A 20,235-nucleotide genomic window follows, 5' to 3' on the forward strand; every position below is an offset into this window, starting at 1 on the left:
AGACGATAGAGCCGGACTCGATGGCAGTCCAGGGAAAGTGCACGCACATGACTCAAAAGGCGAGCTTGCGAACAACTCCGCTCAGGAGTTCTGGGGGCGTGGGCATGACTCCGGACTGCCACGGTGACAGTGAGCCGCCACCGTGGCAGTCCTACTAGCAGTCCTACTGCCCTGTCCGCCCCGAGCCCGCCACCAGGTCCAGCGCGATATCGGTGATCATGTCCTCCTGGCCGCCGACCATCTTCCGTCGGCCGACCTCGGCGAGGATGCTTCGGGTGTCGAGACCATGACGTTCGGCGGCAGCCTCGGCATGGCGCAGGAAGCTGGAGTACACACCCGCGTAGCCGAGGGTCAGCGTCTCGCGGTCGACCCGGACCTCGCGGTCCTGGAGCGGGCGGACGATGTCGTCGGCCGCGTCCATGAGCGGGAACAGCTCGCAGCCGTGCTCCCAGCCCATCAGGTCGGCGACCGCGATGAACGCCTCCAGCGGACAGTTGCCCGCGCCCGCGCCCTGGCCGGCCAGCGAGGCATCCACCCGGGTGACACCGTTCTCCACGGCAACCACGGTATTGGCCACGCCCAGTGCGAGGTTGTGATGGGCGTGGATGCCGATCCCGGTGGCCGGGCCGAGGACGTCACGGTAGGCGCGGACGCGGTCGCGGACACCGTCCATGGTGAGGCGGCCGCCCGAGTCGGTGACGTAGACGCAGTGTGCGCCGTACGACTCCATCAGCCGTGCCTGGCGGGCGAGTTCGGCGGGCTCCGCCATGTGGGACATCATCAGGAACCCCGCGACGTCCATGCCCAGCTCGCGTGCCGCGGCGATGTGCTGGGCGGAGATGTCGGCCTCGGTGCAGTGGGTGGCGACACGGACCGACCTGATCCCGAGCGCGTGCGCCTGCCTGAGGTCGTGCAGCGTGCCGATGCCGGGCAGCAGCAGTGTGGTGGGCACGGCGGTGCGGGTGGCGTCGACGACTGCTTCGATCCACTCCCAGTCGGTGTGGGCTCCGATGCCGTAGGTGATGCTGGAGCCGGCCAGCCCGTCGCCGTGGGCGATCTCGATGGCGGCGACCCCGGCCGTGTCCAGGGCGGTGGCGATCGTGCGCGCCTGATCGGTGGTGTAGCGGTGCCGGATGGCGTGCATCCCGTCCCGCAGCGTGACGTCCTGAACGTACAGGGTGGGTGAGTCGCCGGTCCGCGCGGGTGAGTTGCCGGCCTGCGTGGGTGTGTTGCCGGTCTGCGTGGTCATCGGGGCGCCACCTCACGGGACGAGCGGTGTGCGGCCATACGCTCCGCGGTGCGCAGCGCGGCCGAGGTCATGATGTCGAGGTTTCCCGCGTAGGCGGGGAGGTAGTGGGCGGCGCCCTCGACCTCCAGGAACACGGACACCTTCAGCGCCGGTCCGGCCGCGGCGCCCGCGGGCAGCAGGCTGCGCAGCGGGTCGTCGTCGGTGACCGGATCGAACTGCACCTGCTGCTTGAGTCGGTAGCCGGGCACGTACGTACGGACTGTCTCCGCCATCTGCTCCACGGAGGTCCGCACCGCGTCCCGGTCGCAGTCGGAGACCAGGCAGTAGACGGTGTCCCGCATGATCAGCGGGGGTTCGGCCGGGTTGAGGACGATGATCGCCTTGCCGCGGGCCGCGCCGCCGACCTGCTCGATGGCGTGGGAGGTGGTCTCGGTGAACTCGTCGATGTTCGCCCGCGTGCCGGGGCCCGCGGAGCGGGAGGCGATGGAGGCGACGATCTCCCCGTAGTGGACCGGGGTGACGGCGCTCACCGCGGCGACCATCGGGATGGTGGCCTGGCCGCCGCAGGTGACCATGTTGACGTTCGGGGCGCCGAGGTGGGCTTCGCCGTTGACCGGAGGCACCAGGTAGGGGCCGATGGCGGCCGGGGTGAGGTCGATGAGGGTACGGCCGAGGGGGCGCAGCACCTCCTCGTGGTGGCGGTGGGCTCCGGCCGATGTGGCGTCGAAGACGATCTCGACGTCGGCGAACTCATCCATCTTCACCAGGCCCTCGACACCCTCGTGGGTGGTGGCGACCTTCAGACGGCGGGCGCGGGCCAGGCCGTCCGAATCGGGGTCGATGCCCGCCATGGCCACGATTTCCAGGCGCTCGGAGAGACGCAGCACCTTGATCATGAGGTCGGTGCCGATGTTGCCCGAGCCGATGACGGCGACCTTCGTGGGGACACCGGACTCTGCGCTGCTCACTTCTGGTCTCCCTGCTGCGGTGTGGCGGGAACGTCCGGGCCGAAGCCGGCCTGCACGGAACCGAGACCGGAGATCCGGGCCTCGAAGGTGTCGCCGGGCGAGGCCACGGCCATCCGCCCCAGCGCACCGGTCAGCACGATGTCGCCGGCGCGCAGCGGATCTCCCACAGCGGCGAGCGCCGACGCCAGCCAGACGGCGGCGTTGAGCGGGCCGCCCAGGCAGTCGCTGCCGCGGCCTTCGGAGACCTGCTCGCCGTCCCTGGTGAGGGTCATCCGCACCGACCGCAGGTCGACGGAGTGCAGGGGTACGGGCACGCCGCCGAGGACGAAGAGACCCGAGGAGGCGTTGTCGGCGATGGTGTCGACGATGCTGATGTCCCAGGCGGCGATCCTGCTGTCGACGATCTCCAGAGCGGGCAGCGCGAACTCGGTGGCGCGCAGCACATCGGCCACGGTGGGCTCCGGGTGCGTGAGGTCCGCCCCCAGGACGAGGGCGACCTCGGCCTCGACCTTCGGCTGGAGCAGCCGGCCTGCCGGAATCACCCCGCCGTCGGACACGGCCATGTCGGACAGCAGGGCTCCGTAGTCCGGCCGGTCGACGCCGAGCTGGCGCTGGACGGAGGGTGAGGTCAGGCCGATCTTGCGGCCGACCACCCGGCGCCCCTGGGCGGTCCTGCGCCGGATGTTCTCCCGCTGTACGGCGTAGGCGGCCACGATGTCCCCGGCGGCCACCAGATCGCGTACGGGAGGACAGGGGATGCCGGTCCGCTCGGCCCGCGCGAGGGCGTCGGCCGCTTCGCGGACCGCCTCCGGGGCGGACGGGGTGGTCATGGGCACCTGCGGAGGGCTCGCTGGGAGCGGATGCGCGGCACGGACATACGGAACCTCCGGTACGGGGAGTGGTGTGCGGGGGCGGCGCCCCCGGGAACGACGAGTCGATGTCCTCGGTGACGAGTCGATGTCCTCGGTATAGAGGGAGCGTCGCGGAGGTGACAAACTTCGTTCCATGACACGGAACAGCGTGGTCGGCAATATGCTCGAAAAGGCGGTTTCTGTCCTGGATTGCTTTCAGGAGGCAGGCGGCTCATACCGTCTGGCGGAACTGACGGTGCGCACAGGACTGTCGAAGACCACCGTGCACCGGCTGGCGACCGACCTCGTACGCCTGGGGCTGCTGGAACGTTCGGGAGACCGGTACCAGCTGGGTGGGAAGCTCTTCGAGCTGGGCACACTCGTGCCGAGGCGCCTCGATCTGCGGGAGTCGGCGCTGCCCTTCCTCCAGGATCTGTTCGAAGCCACCCGGGAGACCGTGCACTTCGGAATCCGCGAGCACCACGAGGTCGTGTACCTGGAGCGGATCCATGGCCACGATGTCCTGCCCCTGCCCTCCCGGATCGGCGGCCGCCTCCCCCTCACCTGCACGGGGGTGGGCAAGGCGCTCCTGGCCTTCGCCCGGCCCGAGCTGCTCGACGAGGTGCTCGGCACGCCGCTCCCCGGACTGACCCCGCACTCACTGACCGATCCGGCACGGCTGCGCACCGAGATCGAGCAGACGCAGGTGTCGGGCATGGCGTACGAGGAGCAGGAGGCCACCCTCGGGGTGAACTGCATCGCGGCCCCCGTCTTCGCCGGAGGCGGCACCGCGGTGGCGGCCCTGTCGGTCGCCGTACCGATGGACCGCTACCATCCCGCGCAACTCGCACCAGCGGTACGGACGGCGGCACTCGGTCTGTCGCGTGTGCTGCGGAACGGGGTGTGAGCACCCTCCCCCCCCCCGCCAGCCGTCAGGGGGCCAGCCCGGCTCTGTCCCTGGCCACCTCCGACAGCACCGCCCAGTCCTGCTCGCCCCACCCCTTGGCCAGCGCCTGGAGCAGGGCGTCATGTACGAGCCCGGCCAGAGGGAGCGGGACGTTGTTCGCCGCCGCGGCGGCCTGGGCCAGGCGGACGTCCTTGAGCCCGAGGCGAGCGGTGAAGCCGGGCGGCTCATAGGTCCGGTTCGCGACCAGTGCTCCGTAGGCGGTGTAGACGGGGCCCGGCAGCACGGTCCCGGTCATCACCTCCGCGAACAGCGTGCGCTCGACACCGAACGACTCGACCAGGGCGCAGGCTTCGCTGATCGACTCGATGGCGTTCGCCACCGTGAAGTTGACGGCGATCTTCACGGCGTTCGCGCGTTCGGGCCCGGATCCCAGGTTCCAGATCCGGCGGCCCATCGTCAGCAGCAGCGGTTCCAGCTCGGCGAGCCGCTGTGGGTCGCCCGCCGCCAGAATGTGCAGGGCGCCGACTGCGGCCACCTCTGCCCGGCCGAGCACGGGAGCGGCGACATACCCGATGCCGTGCTCACGGTGCCGGGCGGCGAGTTCAAGGGCGAACGCGGTGGACACCGTCGCCATGTTGATGTGCACGCCGCATGCCGCGTCGGTGAGCACACCGGTCTCGACCACCTGCCGGCGGACGCTGTCGTCGTCCGCCAGCATGGAGAACACGACCGGCCTGGCAAAGACCTCCCGGAGCGACCCGGCAGGGACCGCGCCCTGCCGGGCCAGCTCCTCCACCGGTGCCGGGGAGCGGTTCCAGACGGTGACACGGTGCCCGGCCTCCAGCAGGCGCCGCGCCATGGGCCGGCCCATGGTCCCCAGTCCGACGAAGCCGATGTCGGCCCTCATGTCCGGTCCTGGCTTTCGCCTGGGGGTGCCGGGTCGGTCGCGTAGTCCATCGCGAACCTCTCGGAGCAGATCTCGTCGAGCCGGGACATGAACAACTGGTGCGCGGGGTGGACCCAGTAGGCGTCGAACGCCCGGGCGGTGTCGAAACGGCCGAGGCATCCGTGGGTGTAGCCGCGGGCAAGCCCGGACGCATTGGTGTTCTCGCCCCATGTGAGATGCCGCAGCCCGGTGACACCGCCGCCGATGCCGGCCGCGAGTTCCCTGAGGGCTTCGGTGAGTTGCTGCTCGCGGCCCGGGTGGGGCTTGAGGACGACATAGTGCTCCAGCATCCGGCTACTCCGTTCCGTTGGTGTCGCTGCTCCGGCCCGCGTACGACGCAGCGCCCCGGCCCGCTCCGTCTCCGTCGTCCCCCCTGTCCGCCCGGTCCGACCGGTCGACCGCGAAGGAGAAGCCGTTCCAGTAGCGCGTCCCCGCCACCAGGAGTTCGTCGGCCGGGAAGCGGGTGATGACCCTCGGGCCGTCCGCGGTGACCACGACCTCCTCCTCGATACGGGCCGCCGACGAGCCGTCCTTGGTCGGCCAGTAGGTCTCCAGCGCGAACACCATGCCTTCCTCGACCGGCACCGGGTGCTCAAGCGAGTGGTAGCGGCTGATCAGCGGCTGCTCCCAGACCGAGAGCCCGATGCCGTGGCAGTACTGGAGGCCGAACGCCTCCTCCTCGCTCCCGTAGCCGAGGTCCGCCGCGCTGGGCAGCGCCCGCGCCACATCGGCGGTGGTGGCACCCGGTCGCACCGCGCTGATGGCCTCGTCGATGGCGTCACGGGCGCGCTGGTAGGCGTCCCGCTGCTGGGCGTTGGAGCTTCCCACGTTGAGTGTGCGGTAGTAGCAGGTCCGGTAGCCGTTGAAGGAGTGGATGATGTCGAAGTAGGCGGTGTCGCCGGGGCGGGTGATCCGGTCGCTGAACACATGCGGGTGGGGGCTGCACCGCTCACCGGAGATCGCGTTGACGGCTTCGACCTCCTCCGAACCCAGCTCGTAGAGGACCTTGTTGACCAGGGCGACACAGTCGTTCTCCCGCATGCCGACATGGAGGGACCGGTAGAGCTCGTCGTAGGCGGCGTCGACCATCGCGGCGGAGTGGTCGAGCAGGGCGATCTCGTCGACGGTCTTGATCCGGCGGGCCTGCTGCATCAGCTCCTGGCCGTTGACGATGTGCAGACCCTCACGCTCCAGTGCGCGCAGCACGGGGATCTCGACGACGTCGATGCCGACCGGCTCGTCGTGCAGGCCGTTCTCACGCAGCAGACCGGCGATCCGCTTGGCGTTGCCCGCCTCGACACCCACGTCCTCGGGGATGGAGCCCCGCCAACTGGAGATTCCCGCACGCCAGTTGTCCGCGGGAAGCCAGCTCGCGTGCGTCCTGTGCTGCCGGGCCGCCGAGCCGATGTCCCACAGGATCGGGCTGTGGCCGCGCATCAGCAGCACACAGCGGAAGAGCTTGTCACGGGCCCAGTTCCCGATGTGGGTGGCGGTCGTGTAGCGGATGTTGTTCATGTCGAACAGCACCAGGGCCCCCAGGCCGGAGGTTTCCAGGGACCGCATGGCGCGGGCCAGGCGCTCGCTGCGGAGCCGGTCGAAGTTGACCCGTTCCTCCCAGTCCACGCCGAGGACGGCTCCGGGTGAGGCAATGCTGTGGGACGGCATGGTTGATGACTCCTCTTCGGATCCGGGCGGAGCCCGGACGGTTGTTCGCTGTGCGGGCGGTGGCTCAGACGGGTGCGTACTCGCCCTGCTCGGCCCGGTTCTCCGGTGCGCGCGGGGCCGCCGGTGGCCGGCCGAGAAGCGACCAGGCGGTGTCGACGATGTGCTGGGTGGACAGGCCGTACTTCTCGAAGAGATAGGGCCCGGACTTCGAGCCCTCGGCGAAGGTGTCCTGGATGCCCACCCGCCGCAGCGGCACGCCGGCCCCCGACTCGGCCAGGGCTTCGGCTACGGCCGAGCCCAGGCCGCCGATGACGGTGTGGTTCTCGACGGTGACCACCGCTCGGGCGGATCCGACGGAGCGCAGGATTCCGGCACGGTCGAGCGGCTTGATGACGGGTACGTTCACCACGCCGGCCGCCACCCCGGCCGCGGCCAGTACGTTCGCTGCCCGCAGGGTCGCGGGCAGCATCATGCCGCTGGTGACCAGGACGACGTCCCCGCCGGGGACGAGGTGCTGTGCCGCGGTGAGGGAGAAGCGATGCTCCTCCTCGAAGACCACCGGTATCTCGCCGCGCTTCAGCCGCAGATAGACCGGTCCCGGGTGGTCCACGATCGCCGGGACCACCTGGGCGATCTCGACCGCGTCGGCGACGTCGACGACCGTCATATGGGGCAGGGCCCGCATGATCGCGACGTCCTCGATCGCCTGGTGGCTGGGGCCGCCCGGGGTGGACAGCCCCGGCATGAAGCCGATGATGCGGACCGGAAGGTTCGGGTAGGCGATCGCGTTGACCACCTGGTCGTAGGGGCGACGCGTCGCGAACACACCGAAGGTGTGCACGAACGGGATCAGCCCTTCCCTGGCGAGCGCCCCGGCCATGGACATCATGTTGGCCTCGGCCATCCCCGCGTGGATGAACCGGTCCGGGAACGCCTCCTGGAACAGATCGACCTCGCACTGGCGGGTGAGGTCACCGGAGAGGCAGACGACATCGGGGCGGTTGCGGGCCAGTTCGACCAGGGCGCGGCCGTAGGGCTTCAGTACGGTCGGGTAGGGGGCCTCACGCATGGTCGTCCGCCAATTCGCCGAGAGCGAGCTCGGCCAGCCCGGCCGGCATCTTGATGAAGTGGCCGTCCGCTTCGGGTGGCAGGCAGGACAGGCCGTGGGTGGTGGAGGTCCGGGCGATCACCACGCCCGGGCGGGGGTCGGCCACCGCTTTCTCCAGGGCGTGCAGCAGCTGCACCGGGTCGTGTCCGTCGACGTCTTCGGCGTACCACCCGAAGGAGCGCCACTTCTCGGCCAGTGGTTCGACGGTGGTGAGGGAGCTGACCGGCCCGTCCACCTGTGAGTCATTGGCGTCGAGCAGGACGACGAGGTCGCCGAGCCGGTGGTGGGCCGCGTACAGGGCCGCTTCCCAGGTCTGGCCCTCCTCCACTTCGCCGTCACTGACCAGGACGAAGGTCCGCCGGGTTCCCTCCGCTCCCCTGAGGCGGTCAGCGAGGGCGAAACCGGCGCCGCCGGACAGCCCCTGGGCGAGGGATCCGCAGGTCAGGTCGGTACCCGGGGACCGCTCGGTCCCGATCGCCTCGATCTCCGAGCCGTCCTGCCCGTAACGTGCCAGCTCCGTGTCCGCCAGTACGCCCGCCTCGGCGGCGGCCGCGTACGCCGTGATGATGTAGTGGCCGGGCGAGCAGACGAAACGGTCGGTCCCCGGCCGGAAGAAACCGGTGTGCAGCGTGGCGATGGTCTCGGCCGCGGAAAGGGCCTGCCCGAGGTAGCCGAAGCCGTGCGGGGCGATCATCCGCACCGCGCGCAGCCGGATCCTGCGGGCCAGGCGCTCGATCTGCCCGACCGTATCCGCCGCCTGCGCGGGTGCGGTCTCCGCGGACGTCTTCTCCGCCGGCGGCTCCGCGGGCTTCGTGGCGCTGCGAGCGGCGCCCTGAGTGGGGCGGTCAGCTGTGCGGTGAGCGGTGCTGGTCATGTGCCGTCCTTACTGCTGAGCATCGCGACGAACCCGTCGTATGCGGCGTCGAGGTCGGCCTCGTAACCGGCCGACAGGCTCATGGACTTGAGGGCCCGGCGCCCGGTCCCGGCGAGCGTTCCTGCGCGGGCCATGAGATCCGCGTACTCGGTGGTGCGGCGGTCGACGTCCGCAGCGGGCACCAGGTCCGCGATGACGCCGAGGTCCAGGAGCCGGCCCGCGTCGAAGGGGACTCCGGTCACCACGTTCAGGAGCGCCGGCTTGGGCGGCAGCGTGTGCAGGACGGGGACCTGAGCGATCATCGGCCAGCCCCCGCCGGCCACTTCGACCGTTCCCAGGCGGGTGCCGTCCGCCGCCACCGTGACATCGGCGAGCAGCGCAATGGAGAACCCCGAGGCGAGGGCGTCGCCCCGTACCGCGGCGATCACCGGCTTCCGCAGGGCGGGCACCAGCTTGAGGAGGCGGATCACCTCGGCCGCGAATCCGGTCGATGTGCCTGTCCTGCGCAGCTTCGCGAGATCGGCGCCGCCACAGAACGCGGTGGGCGATCCCGCGAGTACGACGACCGCGCAGGCGGGATCCGCTTCGGCGTCGAGCAGGGCCTCGTTGATGGCGGCGGTGAGTTCGAGGTCGAGCAGGTTCGTGGTCCCGTTGTCCCACTCGATCCAGGTCGCGGTGGACCGCCGGACCGTGGTGACCCGGGGGTCGGACGACGTCCCGGCGGTACCGGGTGCGGGTGACGCGGTCATGAGGTGCTCCTGTCGTCGGGCCGGTCCGCCGCGGTGGCGGCCGCCGGCCGGAGAGGTGCGAACGCGCCGAAGCCGCCCCGGAGGAACAGCAACGGCCTGTCGGGCGACTCCACTTCGAGTCCGTTGACCCGCCCCATGACCAGGTGGTGGTCCCCCGCGTCGTCGACGCGGTCGACCTCGCAGTCGATCCAGGCGACCGCGCCGTCCAGGATCGGGGCGCCCGACGGTGCGGGCCTCCACCGCAGACCCCTGAAGCGGTCCGGGCCGGGGCGGCTGAACGCCCCGCAGATCTCTTCCTGGTGCGCCCCGATCACGTCGACGCAGAAGCTTCCGTGCTCACGGATCGCGGGGAGGGTGCTGGATGTCCTGGCCGGGAAGAAGGCGACCAGGGCGGGTTGGAGCGACACCGAGGTGAAGCTGCCGATGGTCATGCCGACCGGCTGCCGCTCGGCGTCGAGCGCCGTCACCACGGTGACTCCGGTCGGGTAGTGCCCCAGTACGTGGCGGAATTTGCGGGCCGAATCCACCGGTCCGGTCGCGGAGTTGACGAGTGTGGTGGTCATGCTTGTACCTCCATGATCCGGCGGTCAGACCTGCACCGTGAGACCGCCGTCGGCGCCGAGGAGCAGCCGGCCGTAGACCTCCGCGGCGATGGCGGGTGTCGCGTGGACATGGCTGCCGGCCATCCCCACGTCCTGGAAGATCCGGCTGAGCGGGCTGGTCTCCAGGAAGCTGCCGGAGCCCGCCGCTTTGAGGAGCCGGTCGACGGCTTCGTGCACCAGCGTGACGACGGTCCCGGTGTCATTGCGGACCCGGGCGCGGGCCAGCTCGTCCGGGTAGTCGCCCGTGACGGCCGATCGGTCGATGTCCCGGCAGGACCGGTGGGCCAGCAGCTCGGCCGCGTCGACCTTCGAGAGAGCCTCGGCGACGGCGGTCTGGTGCACCGGCGAGTCCCTGGCCCGGGTGTAGACACTTCCGACCACGCCCTTGGAACGCAGCCGTTCGACCGCGAGGTCGAGTGCCGCCCTGCCGAGGCCCACCTGGATCGCTCCGAAGATGACCGTTCCGGTGGGCAGGAACGGGGCCCGGGACCGTATGTCGGTGTCCCGCAGCTCGGTGGCGTAGTCACCGGCGACCAGGTCGTCGAAGTACTGGATCCGGTGATCGGGGACGAAGACCTCGTCGATCACGACCGTGTCGCTTCCGGTGCCCCGCATACCGACCGGGAACCAGGACCGCTCGATGCTCCACTGCCCGGGGTGGAAGAGCCCGACGGCCGCGCGGGACGAGCCGTCGTCCTGGGGAACCAGGAAGCCCGTGAGGGCGTGTGTCGCCGCGAAGGAGCCCGAGGCGTAGGGCCAGCGGCCCGAGACCAGCCAGCCGCCGTCGGCGCTCCTGGCGGTCGCTGACGGTGCGAGGATCGCGCAGCACCGGGCGTCGGGGTTGTCGCCCCAGATCTCGTCCTGGACCCGGACCGGCCAGGTGGTGGCGAACCAGTTGCCGATGTTGAGCAGCATCGCTGTCCAGGCTGTCGAACCGTCGCCGCGCGCCAGCCCAGCGAGGACGTCGACCAGGGTGCGGGAGTTGGCCCCATGGCCGCCGTAGCGGTGCGGCACGGTCAGTTTCAGCAGGCCCTGTTCCTCCAGCGCCCGGATCACATCGGGGACCACCCGGCCTTCCCGGGATCCCTCTTCGGCACGTTCACGGATCAGCGGCCGCAGGGCAGCGGCCCGTGCGACGAGGCCCGGGTCCGGTTCGGTATCAGGGGATGTGCCCGCGGCCCGGGTGGGCACGGGCTCATTACTCAGGGTGGGGACTTTCATCTGGAACTCCGATACGGGGAAGGAGCTGCGGCCCGAAATCTCTGTTGCCTGGAGTCTGCGACGGGGTGAACAGGGGTGGCCATGGGCTGCGCGGCCAAGGCCGTACGGGGCTTTGTGCACCGTGCCGCGCACCATCCGCCCCGGCCGCACCACTTGGGCGCGCAGCACAGACGTGTCTCCGATGTGCGGCACTTTGCACAGACGCGTGACCGCGCTGGTGACCCCGGCGGGCGAGTGAGTCACAGTGTCCGGAGACCCTCAGCGCACGGGACGGGGTGGCGGAGACAGGTGGCAGCGGAGATGGACCACACGTGGGTGAGGGAGCTCTCGGCCGGGAGTCCCGAGGACGGTGTCACGTCACTCGGGACCCGGCACCGGGCGTCATCCGTGATCGGTGAGAACGCGACGGCGTGGGCCGTCACCGCGGGGCGCCGGATGGCCGACTACATCCTCGAAACCCTGGTGGACTGGCCCGGCGACCACTCCGACGGGGAGGCCGAGGCGCTGCGCCGGGCCACCGAGGCCAGCACGCTCGACACCCTCACCGCACTGGTCGCGGGCGACCGGAACGTGCTGGCGCAGTCGGCCGAACCCCTGCAGAACGTCTCCTACTACGTACGTCACGGCATCCCGCTCGACGAAGTGGTCCGTAATGTGCACGCCGGCCAGGAGTTCCTCACCCAGGAACTGCTCGGCTGCGTCGAGGCCCTCGTCCCCGAGGAGTCGCGGATGCGGGTGGTGAAGGAGATGACCCGGGTGGTCATCGAGTCCTGGTCGCTGTTCGCCAGGAACATCTCCGTCCAGTACGCGGACGAGTACGAGCGCTGGTCCAGGAGCCGCGACGGCGTCACCGCGCGGCTGATCCGCCGCATCATCAACGGTGTCCGGGTCGACCGGGCGGAGGCGGCACGCGAGCTGGGGCACGAGCTGGACCAGAGCCATGCGGGACTCGTGCTGTGGCTGGCCGGGGTGGACGTCGACAGCGCCCGCGCCTTCGACTTCGGTGCGGTCGCACGGGAGATAGCCGCCGTGTCGCTGAGCGGTCACCACCCCCTGGTCGTCATGCGGGGGTTCTCGCAGGCGGACGTGTGGCTCGGCTCACCCGACGCGGCCGTCGCCGACCGGCTGCGGGACCACGGGGCGTGGCCGTCCCCGCTGCGCATCGCGGTCGGCAGGCCGGGCAGCGGACTGCCCGGTTTCCGGTCGACGTACCAGGAGGCCAAGGCGGCCCAGCACGTGGCCCGGCTCTCCCGGACCAGGAACGCTGTCACGGCGTACGAGGATGTCCGGCTCGTTTCACTGCTGGCCGCGGATGCCGAGCGCGCCGGGGCCTTCGTCCGCTCGGTCCTCGGGCCGCTGACCGCGCAGGACGAGCGGACCGTCGAACTGCGCAGGACCCTGGCGGCCCACATCGACGCCAACGGAAGCATCGCGCTCACCTCCCGGGCGCTCCACACGCACCGCAACACCGTGACCTACCGCCTGCGCCGGATCGACCAACTGCTGGGCGAGAAGCGCAACAACACCGAACTGCGCTGCGCTCTCGAACTCGCGGCGTGTCTGCCCTCCGCGGTGCTCGCTCCGCCTCACCCCTGAACCTGGTACGACGGGCCGCGGCCCCGCCCCACCAGCCCGTCTCACTCCGCGGACGGCGTCTCACAAAATGGAACGCGGTGTTCCCATACGCTCGGCGCCGCATAAGGTGGGACGCATGTTCGGACCCGCTCGCCGACTGGCGCTCGCACTCTTCGCGGCAACGCCGTGGAGTGTCGACGACGCGCTCTGTCGCCGCTGACGTACGACCGGGCCTCCCTCTCTGGCCCGTACGCCGGTCCGCCTCCCCCTCCAGTCCCGGAGAACCCCTTGACTACCGCTCCTCCTGCCGGGGCGCCGCCCCGAGCTGCCTTGCTCGCTCCGCTCCCGACGTCCGTACCGGCCCCCGAGGCCGAGCCCGCCCCCCGGGTACGGCGGACACCGCTCGCCGTCGCCGCCGTGGTCGGTGTGGCACTCAGCGCCTATGTGTTCGCGGCGCACGGGGCGAAGCCGGGCGTCCTGCTGCTGCTCGGCATCGGTCTCGGCTTCGCGCTCTTCCACTCACGGTTCGGCTTCACCTCGGCCTGGCGCCAGCTGGTCGCCGTCGGCAACGGCACCGGGCTCCGCGCCCACACCCTGCTGCTCGGTGTGACGGCGACCCTCTTCGCGCTGGTCATCGGTACCAGTACCGGACTGTTCGGTTCGGCGCCCGCGCCGAGCGCGGGACCTCTCGGCGTCGGTCTGCTCGTGGGGGCGTTCCTGTTCGCCATCGGCATGCAACTCGGCGGCGCGTGCGCCTCGGGGACACTCTTCGCCGTCGGCTCCGGCCAGAGCGCGATCGTCCTCACTCTCTTCGGTTTCATCGTCGGATCGACGCTGGCCGCTTGGCAGTTCGGGCTGTGGAGCGATCTCCCGGCTCTCGACCCGTTCGTGCTCTCCGACCATGTGGGCTGGTTCGGCTCCTGGGCCGTGACCATCGCGGTGCTCGCCGTCATCTGGCTGATCAGCCGCACCGTCCAGAAGCGCCGCAACCCGCCCCCGGTCGGGGCCCCGCCGTCCGCGCGCGGCACTCTGGCCCGTACGGTGCGCGGCTCCTGGCCGCTCGCCGCGGGCGCCGTGGTGCTCGCGCTGCTGGGCGCGGGGGTGCTGATGGTGTCGGGTGGCGCCTGGGGTATCACCAGCGCCTTCGCCCTGTGGGGGTCCAAGGCGGTGGAAGCCGTCGGCGGCTCCCCGGCGAACTGGGCCTTCTGGCGGCAGCCGGGGAGCGCGGCCCAGCTGTCCGGCCCCGTACTCACCGACAAGACGAGCCTCACGGACATCGGCATCATGATCGGCGCCGCGGTCGCCGCGGCCGCCGGCGGAGTCTGGAAGCTGCACCGCGCCATCCCGGCCCGCACGGCTCTCGCCGCCGTGCTCGGCGGCATCCTGATGGGCATCGGTGCCCGGATGGCCGGCGGCTGCAACATCGGCGCCTACCTCGCGGGCATCGCGTCCGGTTCGCTGCACGGGTGGGTCTGGGGTGCGGTCGCCATCCTCGGCACATGGGCGGGGCTGCGGCTGCGTCCGCTGTTCGGCCTCGGCAACCCGAAGCCGACGGACAGCGTCTGCTGACACCGCCCCACCCCACCGGCCCACAGGCGGCCGGGCTCCGCTTCCACGGGGTCCGGCCGCCTGTCCGCTTGTCCACTTGTAACGAGTGGCGCCTGTGCGGTTGCACCGCTCGTACGGTCGTCGGGCTTCGGTGCGTGAGCCGCGTCCGGCGACCCCGGCTCAGCGGATACCGGTGACCCGGTGCTCCTTGAGCGCGGCGCAGTTGGAGTTGTCCACCGACACGTACACGTTGTCGATGGTGCCGCCCCAGCTCACGCAGTGGCCCTTGCCGTAGACGTAGGCCGGACCCGCGTAGGAGGTGTAGTTGCCGTCGTCGCCGGCCGAAGTGCCGGTGTCCGGGACGTAGATGAAGGTGGACACGTACGTGGCCTTGCCCGGGTTGGACCGGATGGTCGCGACGCAGTTCTTGCCGTTGGAGGAGTCGTACGTCAGGTAGACGGTCCCCAGCGAGCCGATGGGCGCCGAGTTCACGGTCTTGTAGGCACTGCCGCAGACGCCCTGCGGTGTGACATTGGGTGCGGCGGAGGCGGTTGTACCGAGCGCGGTCGTAGCGCCCACCGCCAGAGCGGTCAGCGCCCCGGCGGCCACGAGAGTGCGCGTGATCCCCATATTTCCCCCTTGCGTGTACGAGAGTGGTTTTGCTCCCACCTGATGTGACCCTCGAACAACGCGGATAGTTGTACCGGGTTCGCGACGAGGCGCTCTCCGGTCCCGCGTCAAGGGTGCTCGGACGTCAGATAGCGCTGGACCGTCGGGGCGAGCCAGGCGACGATCTCGTCACGGGACATCGCGACCGCGGGCCCGATACGCAGCACATACCGGGCGAGGGCCATGCCCAGGATCTGCGACGCGACGAGCGCCGCGCGGCGCGGGGCGTCGGCGGGGTCGGGACACACACCGGCGGCCACCGGTCCGAGCTGTTCGGCGAAGACCGCCCGCATCCGCTCGGCTCCCGCTTCGTTGGTGACGCCGACCCTCAGCAGGCCGGTCAGCACCTCGTCCCGCTCCCAGCGGTCCAGGAAGTGCCCGACGAGAACCGCGCCGATGTGCCGCCCGGACAGCGCGCCGGGGCCGGGCAGCCGCAGATCGATGGTGGACGCCGCGGCGAACAGCCCTTCCTTGGAGCCGAAGTAGCGCATCACCATCGACGGGTCGATGCGCGCGTCGCGGGCGATGGCCCTGATCGTGGCGCGTTCGTATCCGTCGGCGGCGAACCGCTCCCTGGCTGCTTCGAGGATCGCCGCCTTGGTGACGGCGGCCGACCGGCGCGGGGCGGAGGGGACCGGAGCTGACATACCAACAAGCGTAGGCCAACAAGAGTTGACATGCCAGACCGCCCCGCCCTAACCTTGCCAACAAGCGTTGACCAACAGGCGTTGGCATGTGCGATTCGGAGGCCGCCGTGACGGACACGTACAGCACCGCAGCGAACCACCCGGACACCACCTGTGTCCCGGCCGATGTACTGATCGTGGGCGCGGGGCCGACCGGCCTGCTCCTGGCGGGCGACCTCGCCGCGCAGCAGCTGTCGGTCACGGTCGTCGAGCGGCGCCCGCCCGGGACGGGCAATCTGACGCGGGCCTTCGCCGTGCACGCCCGCACCCTGGAGCTGTTCGACACACGCGGCCTCGCCGACGCCCTGATCAGGACCGGCACCCGGCTGGACCGGATGCGGCTCTTCGGCCGGCTCGCGCTCGACCTCTCCCGGCTGCGGTCGCGCTTCCCGTTCCTGCTGATCACACCGCAGTACGAGGTCGAACAGCTGCTGCGGGACCGCGCGCTGAAGGCCGGGGTGCACTTCCGGCACGGAACGGAGCTGTCCGACCTGAGCCAGTCCCCCGCAGGCGACCGGGTCACCGCCGTCGTACGCGGCGCCGACGGGGTGCGCTCCACCATCGAGGCCCGGTATCTCGTGGGGACGGACGGGGTGCACAGCTCGGTCCGCCGGGCTCTCGGTCTGCCGTTCCCCGGCGAATCCGTGATCGAGTCCATCGTCCTGGCCGACGTGCGGCTCACCGGGACACCCCCCGCGCCGCTCACGGTGAACGGCACGGGCGACGCCTTCGCCTTCATCGCCCCGTTCGGCGACGGCTGGTACCGCGTCATGGGCTGGAACCGCACCCGGCACGCCGACGACAGCGAACCCGTGGAGCTGGACGAACTGCGCGGGATCACCCGCCTCGCGCTCGGCACCGACTACGGCATGCACGACGCCCGTTGGCTGTCACGCTTCCACAGCGACGAACGCCAGGTGCCCGCCTACCGCACCGGCCGGGTCTTCCTGGCGGGCGATGCCGCCCACGTCCACTCCCCCGCGGGCGGCCAGGGCATGAACACCGGCCTCCAGGACGCGGCGAACCTCTCCTGGAAGCTCGCGGCCGTCCTGCGCGGGCACTCCGCGGACCCCGAGGCGCTTCTCGACAGCTACCACACGGAGAGGCACCCGGTCGGCGCCCAGGTACTGCGCGCCAGCGGCGCCGTCATCCGGCTCGCCATGGCCAGGACGCCGTGGCAGCGCACGGTGCGCGCAGCCCTCGTACGGGCGCTGTCCGCGGTGCGGCCGGCCTCGGACAAGGTCGTCGGCAGGCTCTCCGGCATCGGCATCGCGTACGGCGCCCCCAGGGGCAGCCATCGCCTCACGGGCACCCGGGCCCCCGCGCTGCGCCTCGCCGAGGGGCACCTGCCCGAGCTGTTGCGGCACGGCTCCTTCGTCCTGATCACACCCCCCGGGGTCCCCCACCGCACCGGGACGGTTCCGCTGGTGCACGCGCACTGGACGAGCGGCCGCACCACCAGCCTGCTCGTCCGCCCCGACGGGTACATCGCCTGGGCGGGTACGCGTCCCGACGCCGAGCCCCTGAACCGGATACTCGGCCAGCCGACGACAGGGTGAGGACCACCGCCCCATCGCCTCGACCGGGCGGCCCCACAAGGCCGGACAGCGGGTGGCTCCCCGGCCGGTCTTCACGACAAGCTCACACGTCGTCATCTTGGCAGGTGCTGGTCCAGGCCATAGCGTACGTGACGCATTGCGCTCGGTCATGGCTCGTTTCGAGCAGAAATCGACAAAGTGAGTGCGCGGATCGGCGTGGACCCCGCAGCCGCTTCCCTGGGGTGGTGCGGTCGCTCACCGCTGCACTCCGGACGGAGGCACCATGCTCACAAGATTCCGGATCGCCACCCTGGCCGCCGCGGCGTCACTCGGCGCGGCGGCCCTGGCCGTGCCCGCTTCGGCGCACACTCCCCCGGCGACGGTCCTCACCCCCTATGGCCGCGTACCCCGGTCCGATGTCGTACAGGTCGACAGCCACCAGACGCTCCAAGTCGTCAACGGCCAGGTGGAGAAGGTGGATCTGCGCAGCCACGCCGTCGTCGCCCGCCTCGGAGCAGCGGCCTCGGGCCCTGCGTCGGCCGACCCGTACCGCCATGCCGCGAGCCTGCGCGCCCAGGCAGGCATCACGCAGGCAGGCACACCACAGGCAGGCACCGCGCCGGGCGCGAGCGCCACCGACCTCGGGGGCAACTGCCCGGCCGACTGGGGCCCCACCAACATCCAGTCGTTCAAGACCACTTGGACGGTGCCGCCGAAACCGTCCGACTCGACGAGCACGACCACGTTCTTCATCTGGAACGGGCTGGCCGGAGGTGCGCTGCAGCCGGTCCTCCAGTGGGGCAACGGCACGGCGGCCTACCAGATGGCCAACTGGTACTACGTCGGCGGCAAGTACGCCCACGGCACCTATCTGAGCGTCTCCCCCGGCACCTCCCTGACCGGCAGGATCGACTTCGTCTCCCAGAGCAACGGCACCTACACCTACAAGGAGTCGTTCGCCGGATACCCCTCCGCCGACGTCACCGTGAACCGGACCAGCGCGGCCGACGGCGTCATCGAGTGCTTCGAGCCGTACACCGACGGGGACGCGACGAAGAACCCGGATGCGCCCGATGTCGCGATGAAGAACATCAGCCTGACCGGCCAGCCGGGACACACCGCACCGCCCACCATCGCCTGGACCGGCAACAGTTCGGCGGCGAGCACCAAGGTCGTCGACTCCAGCAGCTCCAACGGCGAAGTGGACCTCTATTTCAACGGCGTGTAGGCGCACCGCCGAAGCCGGGACGTACGGTCCGCTGCACCGGCGGCGCAGCGGACCTGCCGGAGAGCCCGGCCGGCGCCGCGGACCTGCCGGAGAGCCCGACAGCCCGAGAACGGGGCTGGGTGGCTCAGTTCCCCACGCCGAGCACCGACATGGCCGCCGGCGGGTAACGGTCGCCGCGCGCCGCGCCCGCCGGCACCGCCCTCTCGATCTCCGCGAGGTCCTCCGGGGAGAGACGCAGCTCCATCGCGGGCAGTGCCTCGGCCAGCCGCTCGCGGGTACGGGCAGCGACCAGCGGCACGATGTCCTCCCCCTGGGCGGCCACCCAGGCGATGGCCAGCTGGGCGACGGTGCACCCCTTCGCGTCGGCGACCCGGCGCAGCGCCTCCACGAGGGTGAGGTTGTGTTCCACGTTCCCGTCGGCGAACCGGGGGCTCGCGGCACGTGCGTCACCGGGGCCCGCGGCGTGGCCGGCGGACCAGTGCCCGGAGATGAGGCCGCGGCTGAGGACCCCGTACGCGGTGAGCCCGATGCCGAGTTCCCGCAGCGCGGGGAGCACGTCCGCCTCCACCGCACGGGAGATCAGCGAGTACTCCATCTGCAGGTCGGCGACCGGGTGCACGGCATGCGCCCGGCGGATCGTCGCCGCGTCGACCTCGGAGAGGCCGAGGTGCCGTACGTACCCGGCGTCGATCATCTCCTTGACCGCGCCGACGGTCTCCTCGATCGGTACGTCGGGGTCCAGCCGGGCGGGGCGGTAGATGTCGATGTGGTCGGTACCCAGCCGGGTCAGCGAGTAGGCCAGGAAGTTCTTCACCGCCGCGGGACGGCAGTCCTGTCCGCCGAACTCCGGGCCCGGCCCCCGCAGCATGCCGAATTTGACGCTCAGCCGGTAGCTGTCCCGGTCCCGGCCGTGCAGGGCCTCGGCGAGCAGCAGCTCGTTGTGGCCCATGGCGTAGAAGTCGCCGGTGTCGATCAGCGTGACACCGGCGTCCAGCGCCGCGTGCACGGTGGCGATGCTCTCCGCGCGGTCGGCCTCTCCGTAGGCACCGGACATGCCCATCGCGCCCAGGCCCAGCGCGGATACGGCGGGGCCGGTGGTTCCCAGGGTCCGTCTCTGCATCCCGTTCTCCTTCGTGGTGGATCTGTCACCCACCTTGGGCCCGGGATGTCCGGCGCGAAAGCGGAGCGTTCCTCATGGGAGCGCCGCTCCCTGGATCGGCCCGGCGCCGCGAGGGACCATGAGTGCATGCAACGCGACCAGCTCGCCGACTTCCTGCGCCTCCGCCGCGAGGCGATCCGCCCGGCCGAGGCCGGCATCCCCGAAGGTCCCCGGCGCCGTACGCATGGCCTGCGCAGGGAGGAGGTGGCCATGCTCGCCGGGATGTCGGTGGACTATGTCGTACGTCTTGAGCAGGGCCGCAGCAGTCAGCCGTCGCCCCAGCTGCTGGGCGCGCTGGCACGGGCGCTGCGTCTGTCCGACGACGAGCGCGACCACCTGTTCCACCTGGCCGGCCACCGGCCGCCGCCCGCCGACGGGGTGGCCCGTCTGGCCCGGGCCGGCCTGGTCCGCATGCTCGGCCTGCTCGGGGACACCCCGGCCATGGTGCTGTCCGACCTGGGGGAAGCGCTCGCCCAGAACCGGGCGTCCGTCCTGCTCGCGGGCGACCGGACCGGCTTCTCGGGAGACCGGCGCTACGGCGTGTACCGCTGGTTCACCGACCCGGCTGCCCGTGCCGCGGGGGTCCCCGAGGAGCGGGAGCACCACGCCCGCCGCCTCGTGGCCGACCTGCGCGCGGTCGCCGGCCGCCGGTCCGGCGACCCCACGGTCACCGGGCTCGTCGACCGGCTGCG

At 71.2% G+C, this 20,235-nt stretch carries 20 protein-coding genes; 6 read left to right on the plus strand and 14 right to left on the minus strand.

The window, feature by feature from the left end; translation table 11 throughout:
* Positions 1-163: 163 nt before the first annotated feature.
* Genes dmpG through G3I19_RS08845 form a run of 3 tightly spaced genes read right to left on the minus strand, consistent with a single transcriptional unit; the run spans position 164 to position 3,047 of the window.
* A complete protein-coding gene (gene dmpG, locus G3I19_RS08835) occupies positions 164-1,249 on the minus strand; it encodes a 4-hydroxy-2-oxovalerate aldolase (RefSeq protein ID WP_275402708.1) in 1,086 nt (361 codons plus the stop codon).
* On the minus strand, positions 1,246-2,217 hold the full coding sequence (locus G3I19_RS08840; protein ID WP_164261646.1) for an acetaldehyde dehydrogenase (acetylating): 972 nt from the start codon (positions 2,215-2,217) through the stop codon (positions 1,246-1,248). The genes dmpG and G3I19_RS08840 overlap by 4 nt, the downstream gene beginning before the upstream one ends.
* Positions 2,214-3,047 carry a fumarylacetoacetate hydrolase family protein gene (locus G3I19_RS08845; protein ID WP_164261649.1) on the minus strand — a complete coding sequence of 278 codons (834 nt, stop codon included), beginning with the start codon at positions 3,045-3,047 and terminating at the stop codon, positions 2,214-2,216. The genes G3I19_RS08840 and G3I19_RS08845 overlap by 4 nt, the downstream gene beginning before the upstream one ends.
* A gap of 202 nt (positions 3,048-3,249) precedes the next feature.
* Here G3I19_RS08845 and G3I19_RS08850 point away from each other — a divergent pair, with 202 nt between their 5' ends.
* Positions 3,250-3,975, plus strand: coding sequence for an IclR family transcriptional regulator (locus G3I19_RS08850; protein WP_164261710.1), 726 nt, complete (start codon positions 3,250-3,252; stop codon positions 3,973-3,975).
* 25 nt (positions 3,976-4,000) lie between these two features.
* On the opposite strand, the gene G3I19_RS08855 is transcribed toward G3I19_RS08850, so the two are convergent.
* The 8 genes from G3I19_RS08855 to G3I19_RS08890 all read right to left on the minus strand — a co-directional run bounded on the left by G3I19_RS08855 (position 4,001) and on the right by G3I19_RS08890 (position 11,140).
* Positions 4,001-4,882: an NAD(P)-dependent oxidoreductase gene (locus G3I19_RS08855; protein WP_164261652.1), complete on the minus strand. Its 882-nt coding sequence runs from the start codon at positions 4,880-4,882 to the stop codon at positions 4,001-4,003.
* Entirely contained in the window at positions 4,879-5,211 is a 333-nt protein-coding gene (locus G3I19_RS08860) for a Dabb family protein (RefSeq protein ID WP_164261655.1), read from the minus strand. Before G3I19_RS08860 ends, G3I19_RS08855 begins: the two co-directional genes overlap by 4 nt.
* A 4-nt stretch (positions 5,212-5,215) precedes the next feature.
* Positions 5,216-6,586 (minus strand): Xaa-Pro peptidase family protein, encoded by a 1,371-nt coding sequence (locus G3I19_RS08865; protein WP_164261658.1) that lies wholly within the window; start codon positions 6,584-6,586, stop codon positions 5,216-5,218.
* A gap of 64 nt (positions 6,587-6,650) precedes the next feature.
* Positions 6,651-7,655 (minus strand): transketolase C-terminal domain-containing protein, encoded by a 1,005-nt coding sequence (locus G3I19_RS08870; RefSeq protein WP_164261661.1) that lies wholly within the window; start codon positions 7,653-7,655, stop codon positions 6,651-6,653.
* A complete protein-coding gene (locus G3I19_RS08875) occupies positions 7,648-8,568 on the minus strand; it encodes a 1-deoxy-D-xylulose-5-phosphate synthase N-terminal domain-containing protein (protein ID WP_164261664.1) in 921 nt (306 codons plus the stop codon). The genes G3I19_RS08870 and G3I19_RS08875 overlap by 8 nt, the downstream gene beginning before the upstream one ends.
* On the minus strand, positions 8,565-9,317 hold the full coding sequence (locus tag G3I19_RS08880) for an enoyl-CoA hydratase/isomerase family protein (protein ID WP_164261668.1): 753 nt from the start codon (positions 9,315-9,317) through the stop codon (positions 8,565-8,567). Before G3I19_RS08880 ends, G3I19_RS08875 begins: the two co-directional genes overlap by 4 nt.
* Positions 9,314-9,880, minus strand: coding sequence for a flavin reductase family protein (locus tag G3I19_RS08885; RefSeq protein WP_164261671.1), 567 nt, complete (start codon positions 9,878-9,880; stop codon positions 9,314-9,316). Before G3I19_RS08885 ends, G3I19_RS08880 begins: the two co-directional genes overlap by 4 nt.
* A gap of 24 nt (positions 9,881-9,904) precedes the next feature.
* Positions 9,905-11,140 (minus strand): acyl-CoA dehydrogenase family protein, encoded by a 1,236-nt coding sequence (locus G3I19_RS08890; RefSeq protein ID WP_164261674.1) that lies wholly within the window; start codon positions 11,138-11,140, stop codon positions 9,905-9,907.
* Positions 11,141-11,440: 300 nt separating this feature from the next.
* Between G3I19_RS08890 and G3I19_RS08895 the strand changes: the two genes are divergently transcribed.
* Both G3I19_RS08895 and G3I19_RS08900 read left to right on the plus strand, forming a co-directional pair.
* Positions 11,441-12,736, plus strand: coding sequence for a helix-turn-helix domain-containing protein (locus G3I19_RS08895; protein ID WP_164261677.1), 1,296 nt, complete (start codon positions 11,441-11,443; stop codon positions 12,734-12,736).
* Between the two features lie 267 nt (positions 12,737-13,003).
* Complete coding sequence (locus G3I19_RS08900; RefSeq protein WP_164261679.1) at positions 13,004-14,284, plus strand: YeeE/YedE family protein; 1,281 nt, start codon at positions 13,004-13,006, stop codon at positions 14,282-14,284.
* 159 nt (positions 14,285-14,443) lie between these two features.
* Here the strand turns inward: G3I19_RS08900 and G3I19_RS08905 are convergent, their stop codons facing one another.
* Both G3I19_RS08905 and G3I19_RS08910 read right to left on the minus strand, forming a co-directional pair.
* Complete coding sequence (locus G3I19_RS08905; protein WP_164261682.1) at positions 14,444-14,893, minus strand: spore-associated protein; 450 nt, start codon at positions 14,891-14,893, stop codon at positions 14,444-14,446.
* 107 nt (positions 14,894-15,000) lie between these two features.
* Positions 15,001-15,579 carry a TetR family transcriptional regulator gene (locus G3I19_RS08910; RefSeq protein WP_164261685.1) on the minus strand — a complete coding sequence of 193 codons (579 nt, stop codon included), beginning with the start codon at positions 15,577-15,579 and terminating at the stop codon, positions 15,001-15,003.
* Between the two features lie 86 nt (positions 15,580-15,665).
* Here G3I19_RS08910 and G3I19_RS08915 point away from each other — a divergent pair, with 86 nt between their 5' ends.
* Together G3I19_RS08915 and G3I19_RS08920 are read left to right on the plus strand one after the other, a co-directional pair.
* Entirely contained in the window at positions 15,666-17,177 is a 1,512-nt protein-coding gene (locus G3I19_RS08915) for an FAD-dependent oxidoreductase (RefSeq protein WP_203599348.1), read from the plus strand.
* Positions 17,178-17,439: 262 nt separating this feature from the next.
* On the plus strand, positions 17,440-18,384 hold the full coding sequence (locus tag G3I19_RS08920; protein WP_164261686.1) for a hypothetical protein: 945 nt from the start codon (positions 17,440-17,442) through the stop codon (positions 18,382-18,384).
* A gap of 124 nt (positions 18,385-18,508) precedes the next feature.
* Here the strand turns inward: G3I19_RS08920 and G3I19_RS08925 are convergent, their stop codons facing one another.
* Complete coding sequence (locus G3I19_RS08925; protein ID WP_164261689.1) at positions 18,509-19,504, minus strand: aldo/keto reductase; 996 nt, start codon at positions 19,502-19,504, stop codon at positions 18,509-18,511.
* A gap of 126 nt (positions 19,505-19,630) precedes the next feature.
* Here G3I19_RS08925 and G3I19_RS08930 point away from each other — a divergent pair.
* Positions 19,631-20,235 (plus strand): helix-turn-helix transcriptional regulator (locus G3I19_RS08930; RefSeq protein ID WP_164261692.1); only part of this gene is annotated, 605 nt, incomplete at its 3' end.

Origin of the sequence: Streptomyces sp. SID10853 (genome assembly GCF_010548145.1) — a bacterium.
In the GTDB taxonomy this organism is placed as follows: domain Bacteria; phylum Actinomycetota; class Actinomycetes; order Streptomycetales; family Streptomycetaceae; genus Streptomyces.

Excerpts from the sequence above, each read along its gene's own strand:
- dmpG (WP_275402708.1), bottom strand. The coding sequence starts at position 1,249 with ATGACCACGCAGACCGGCAACACACCCACGCAGGCCGGCAACTCACCC.
- G3I19_RS08845 (WP_164261649.1), bottom strand. The coding sequence starts at position 3,047 with ATGACCACCCCGTCCGCCCCGGAGGCGGTCCGCGAAGCGGCCGACGCC.
- G3I19_RS08850 (WP_164261710.1), top strand. The coding sequence starts at position 3,250 with ATGCTCGAAAAGGCGGTTTCTGTCCTGGATTGCTTTCAGGAGGCAGGC.
- G3I19_RS08855 (WP_164261652.1), bottom strand. The coding sequence starts at position 4,882 with ATGAGGGCCGACATCGGCTTCGTCGGACTGGGGACCATGGGCCGGCCC.
- G3I19_RS08860 (WP_164261655.1), bottom strand. The coding sequence starts at position 5,211 with ATGCTGGAGCACTATGTCGTCCTCAAGCCCCACCCGGGCCGCGAGCAG.
- G3I19_RS08865 (WP_164261658.1), bottom strand. The coding sequence starts at position 6,586 with ATGCCGTCCCACAGCATTGCCTCACCCGGAGCCGTCCTCGGCGTGGAC.
- G3I19_RS08870 (WP_164261661.1), bottom strand. The coding sequence starts at position 7,655 with ATGCGTGAGGCCCCCTACCCGACCGTACTGAAGCCCTACGGCCGCGCC.
- G3I19_RS08875 (WP_164261664.1), bottom strand. The coding sequence starts at position 8,568 with ATGACCAGCACCGCTCACCGCACAGCTGACCGCCCCACTCAGGGCGCC.
- G3I19_RS08880 (WP_164261668.1), bottom strand. The coding sequence starts at position 9,317 with ATGACCGCGTCACCCGCACCCGGTACCGCCGGGACGTCGTCCGACCCC.
- G3I19_RS08885 (WP_164261671.1), bottom strand. The coding sequence starts at position 9,880 with ATGACCACCACACTCGTCAACTCCGCGACCGGACCGGTGGATTCGGCC.
- G3I19_RS08890 (WP_164261674.1), bottom strand. The coding sequence starts at position 11,140 with ATGAAAGTCCCCACCCTGAGTAATGAGCCCGTGCCCACCCGGGCCGCG.
- G3I19_RS08895 (WP_164261677.1), top strand. The coding sequence starts at position 11,441 with ATGGACCACACGTGGGTGAGGGAGCTCTCGGCCGGGAGTCCCGAGGAC.
- G3I19_RS08905 (WP_164261682.1), bottom strand. The coding sequence starts at position 14,893 with ATGGGGATCACGCGCACTCTCGTGGCCGCCGGGGCGCTGACCGCTCTG.
- G3I19_RS08910 (WP_164261685.1), bottom strand. The coding sequence starts at position 15,579 with ATGTCAGCTCCGGTCCCCTCCGCCCCGCGCCGGTCGGCCGCCGTCACC.
- G3I19_RS08915 (WP_203599348.1), top strand. The coding sequence starts at position 15,666 with ATGTGCGATTCGGAGGCCGCCGTGACGGACACGTACAGCACCGCAGCG.
- G3I19_RS08920 (WP_164261686.1), top strand. The coding sequence starts at position 17,440 with ATGCTCACAAGATTCCGGATCGCCACCCTGGCCGCCGCGGCGTCACTC.
- G3I19_RS08925 (WP_164261689.1), bottom strand. The coding sequence starts at position 19,504 with ATGCAGAGACGGACCCTGGGAACCACCGGCCCCGCCGTATCCGCGCTG.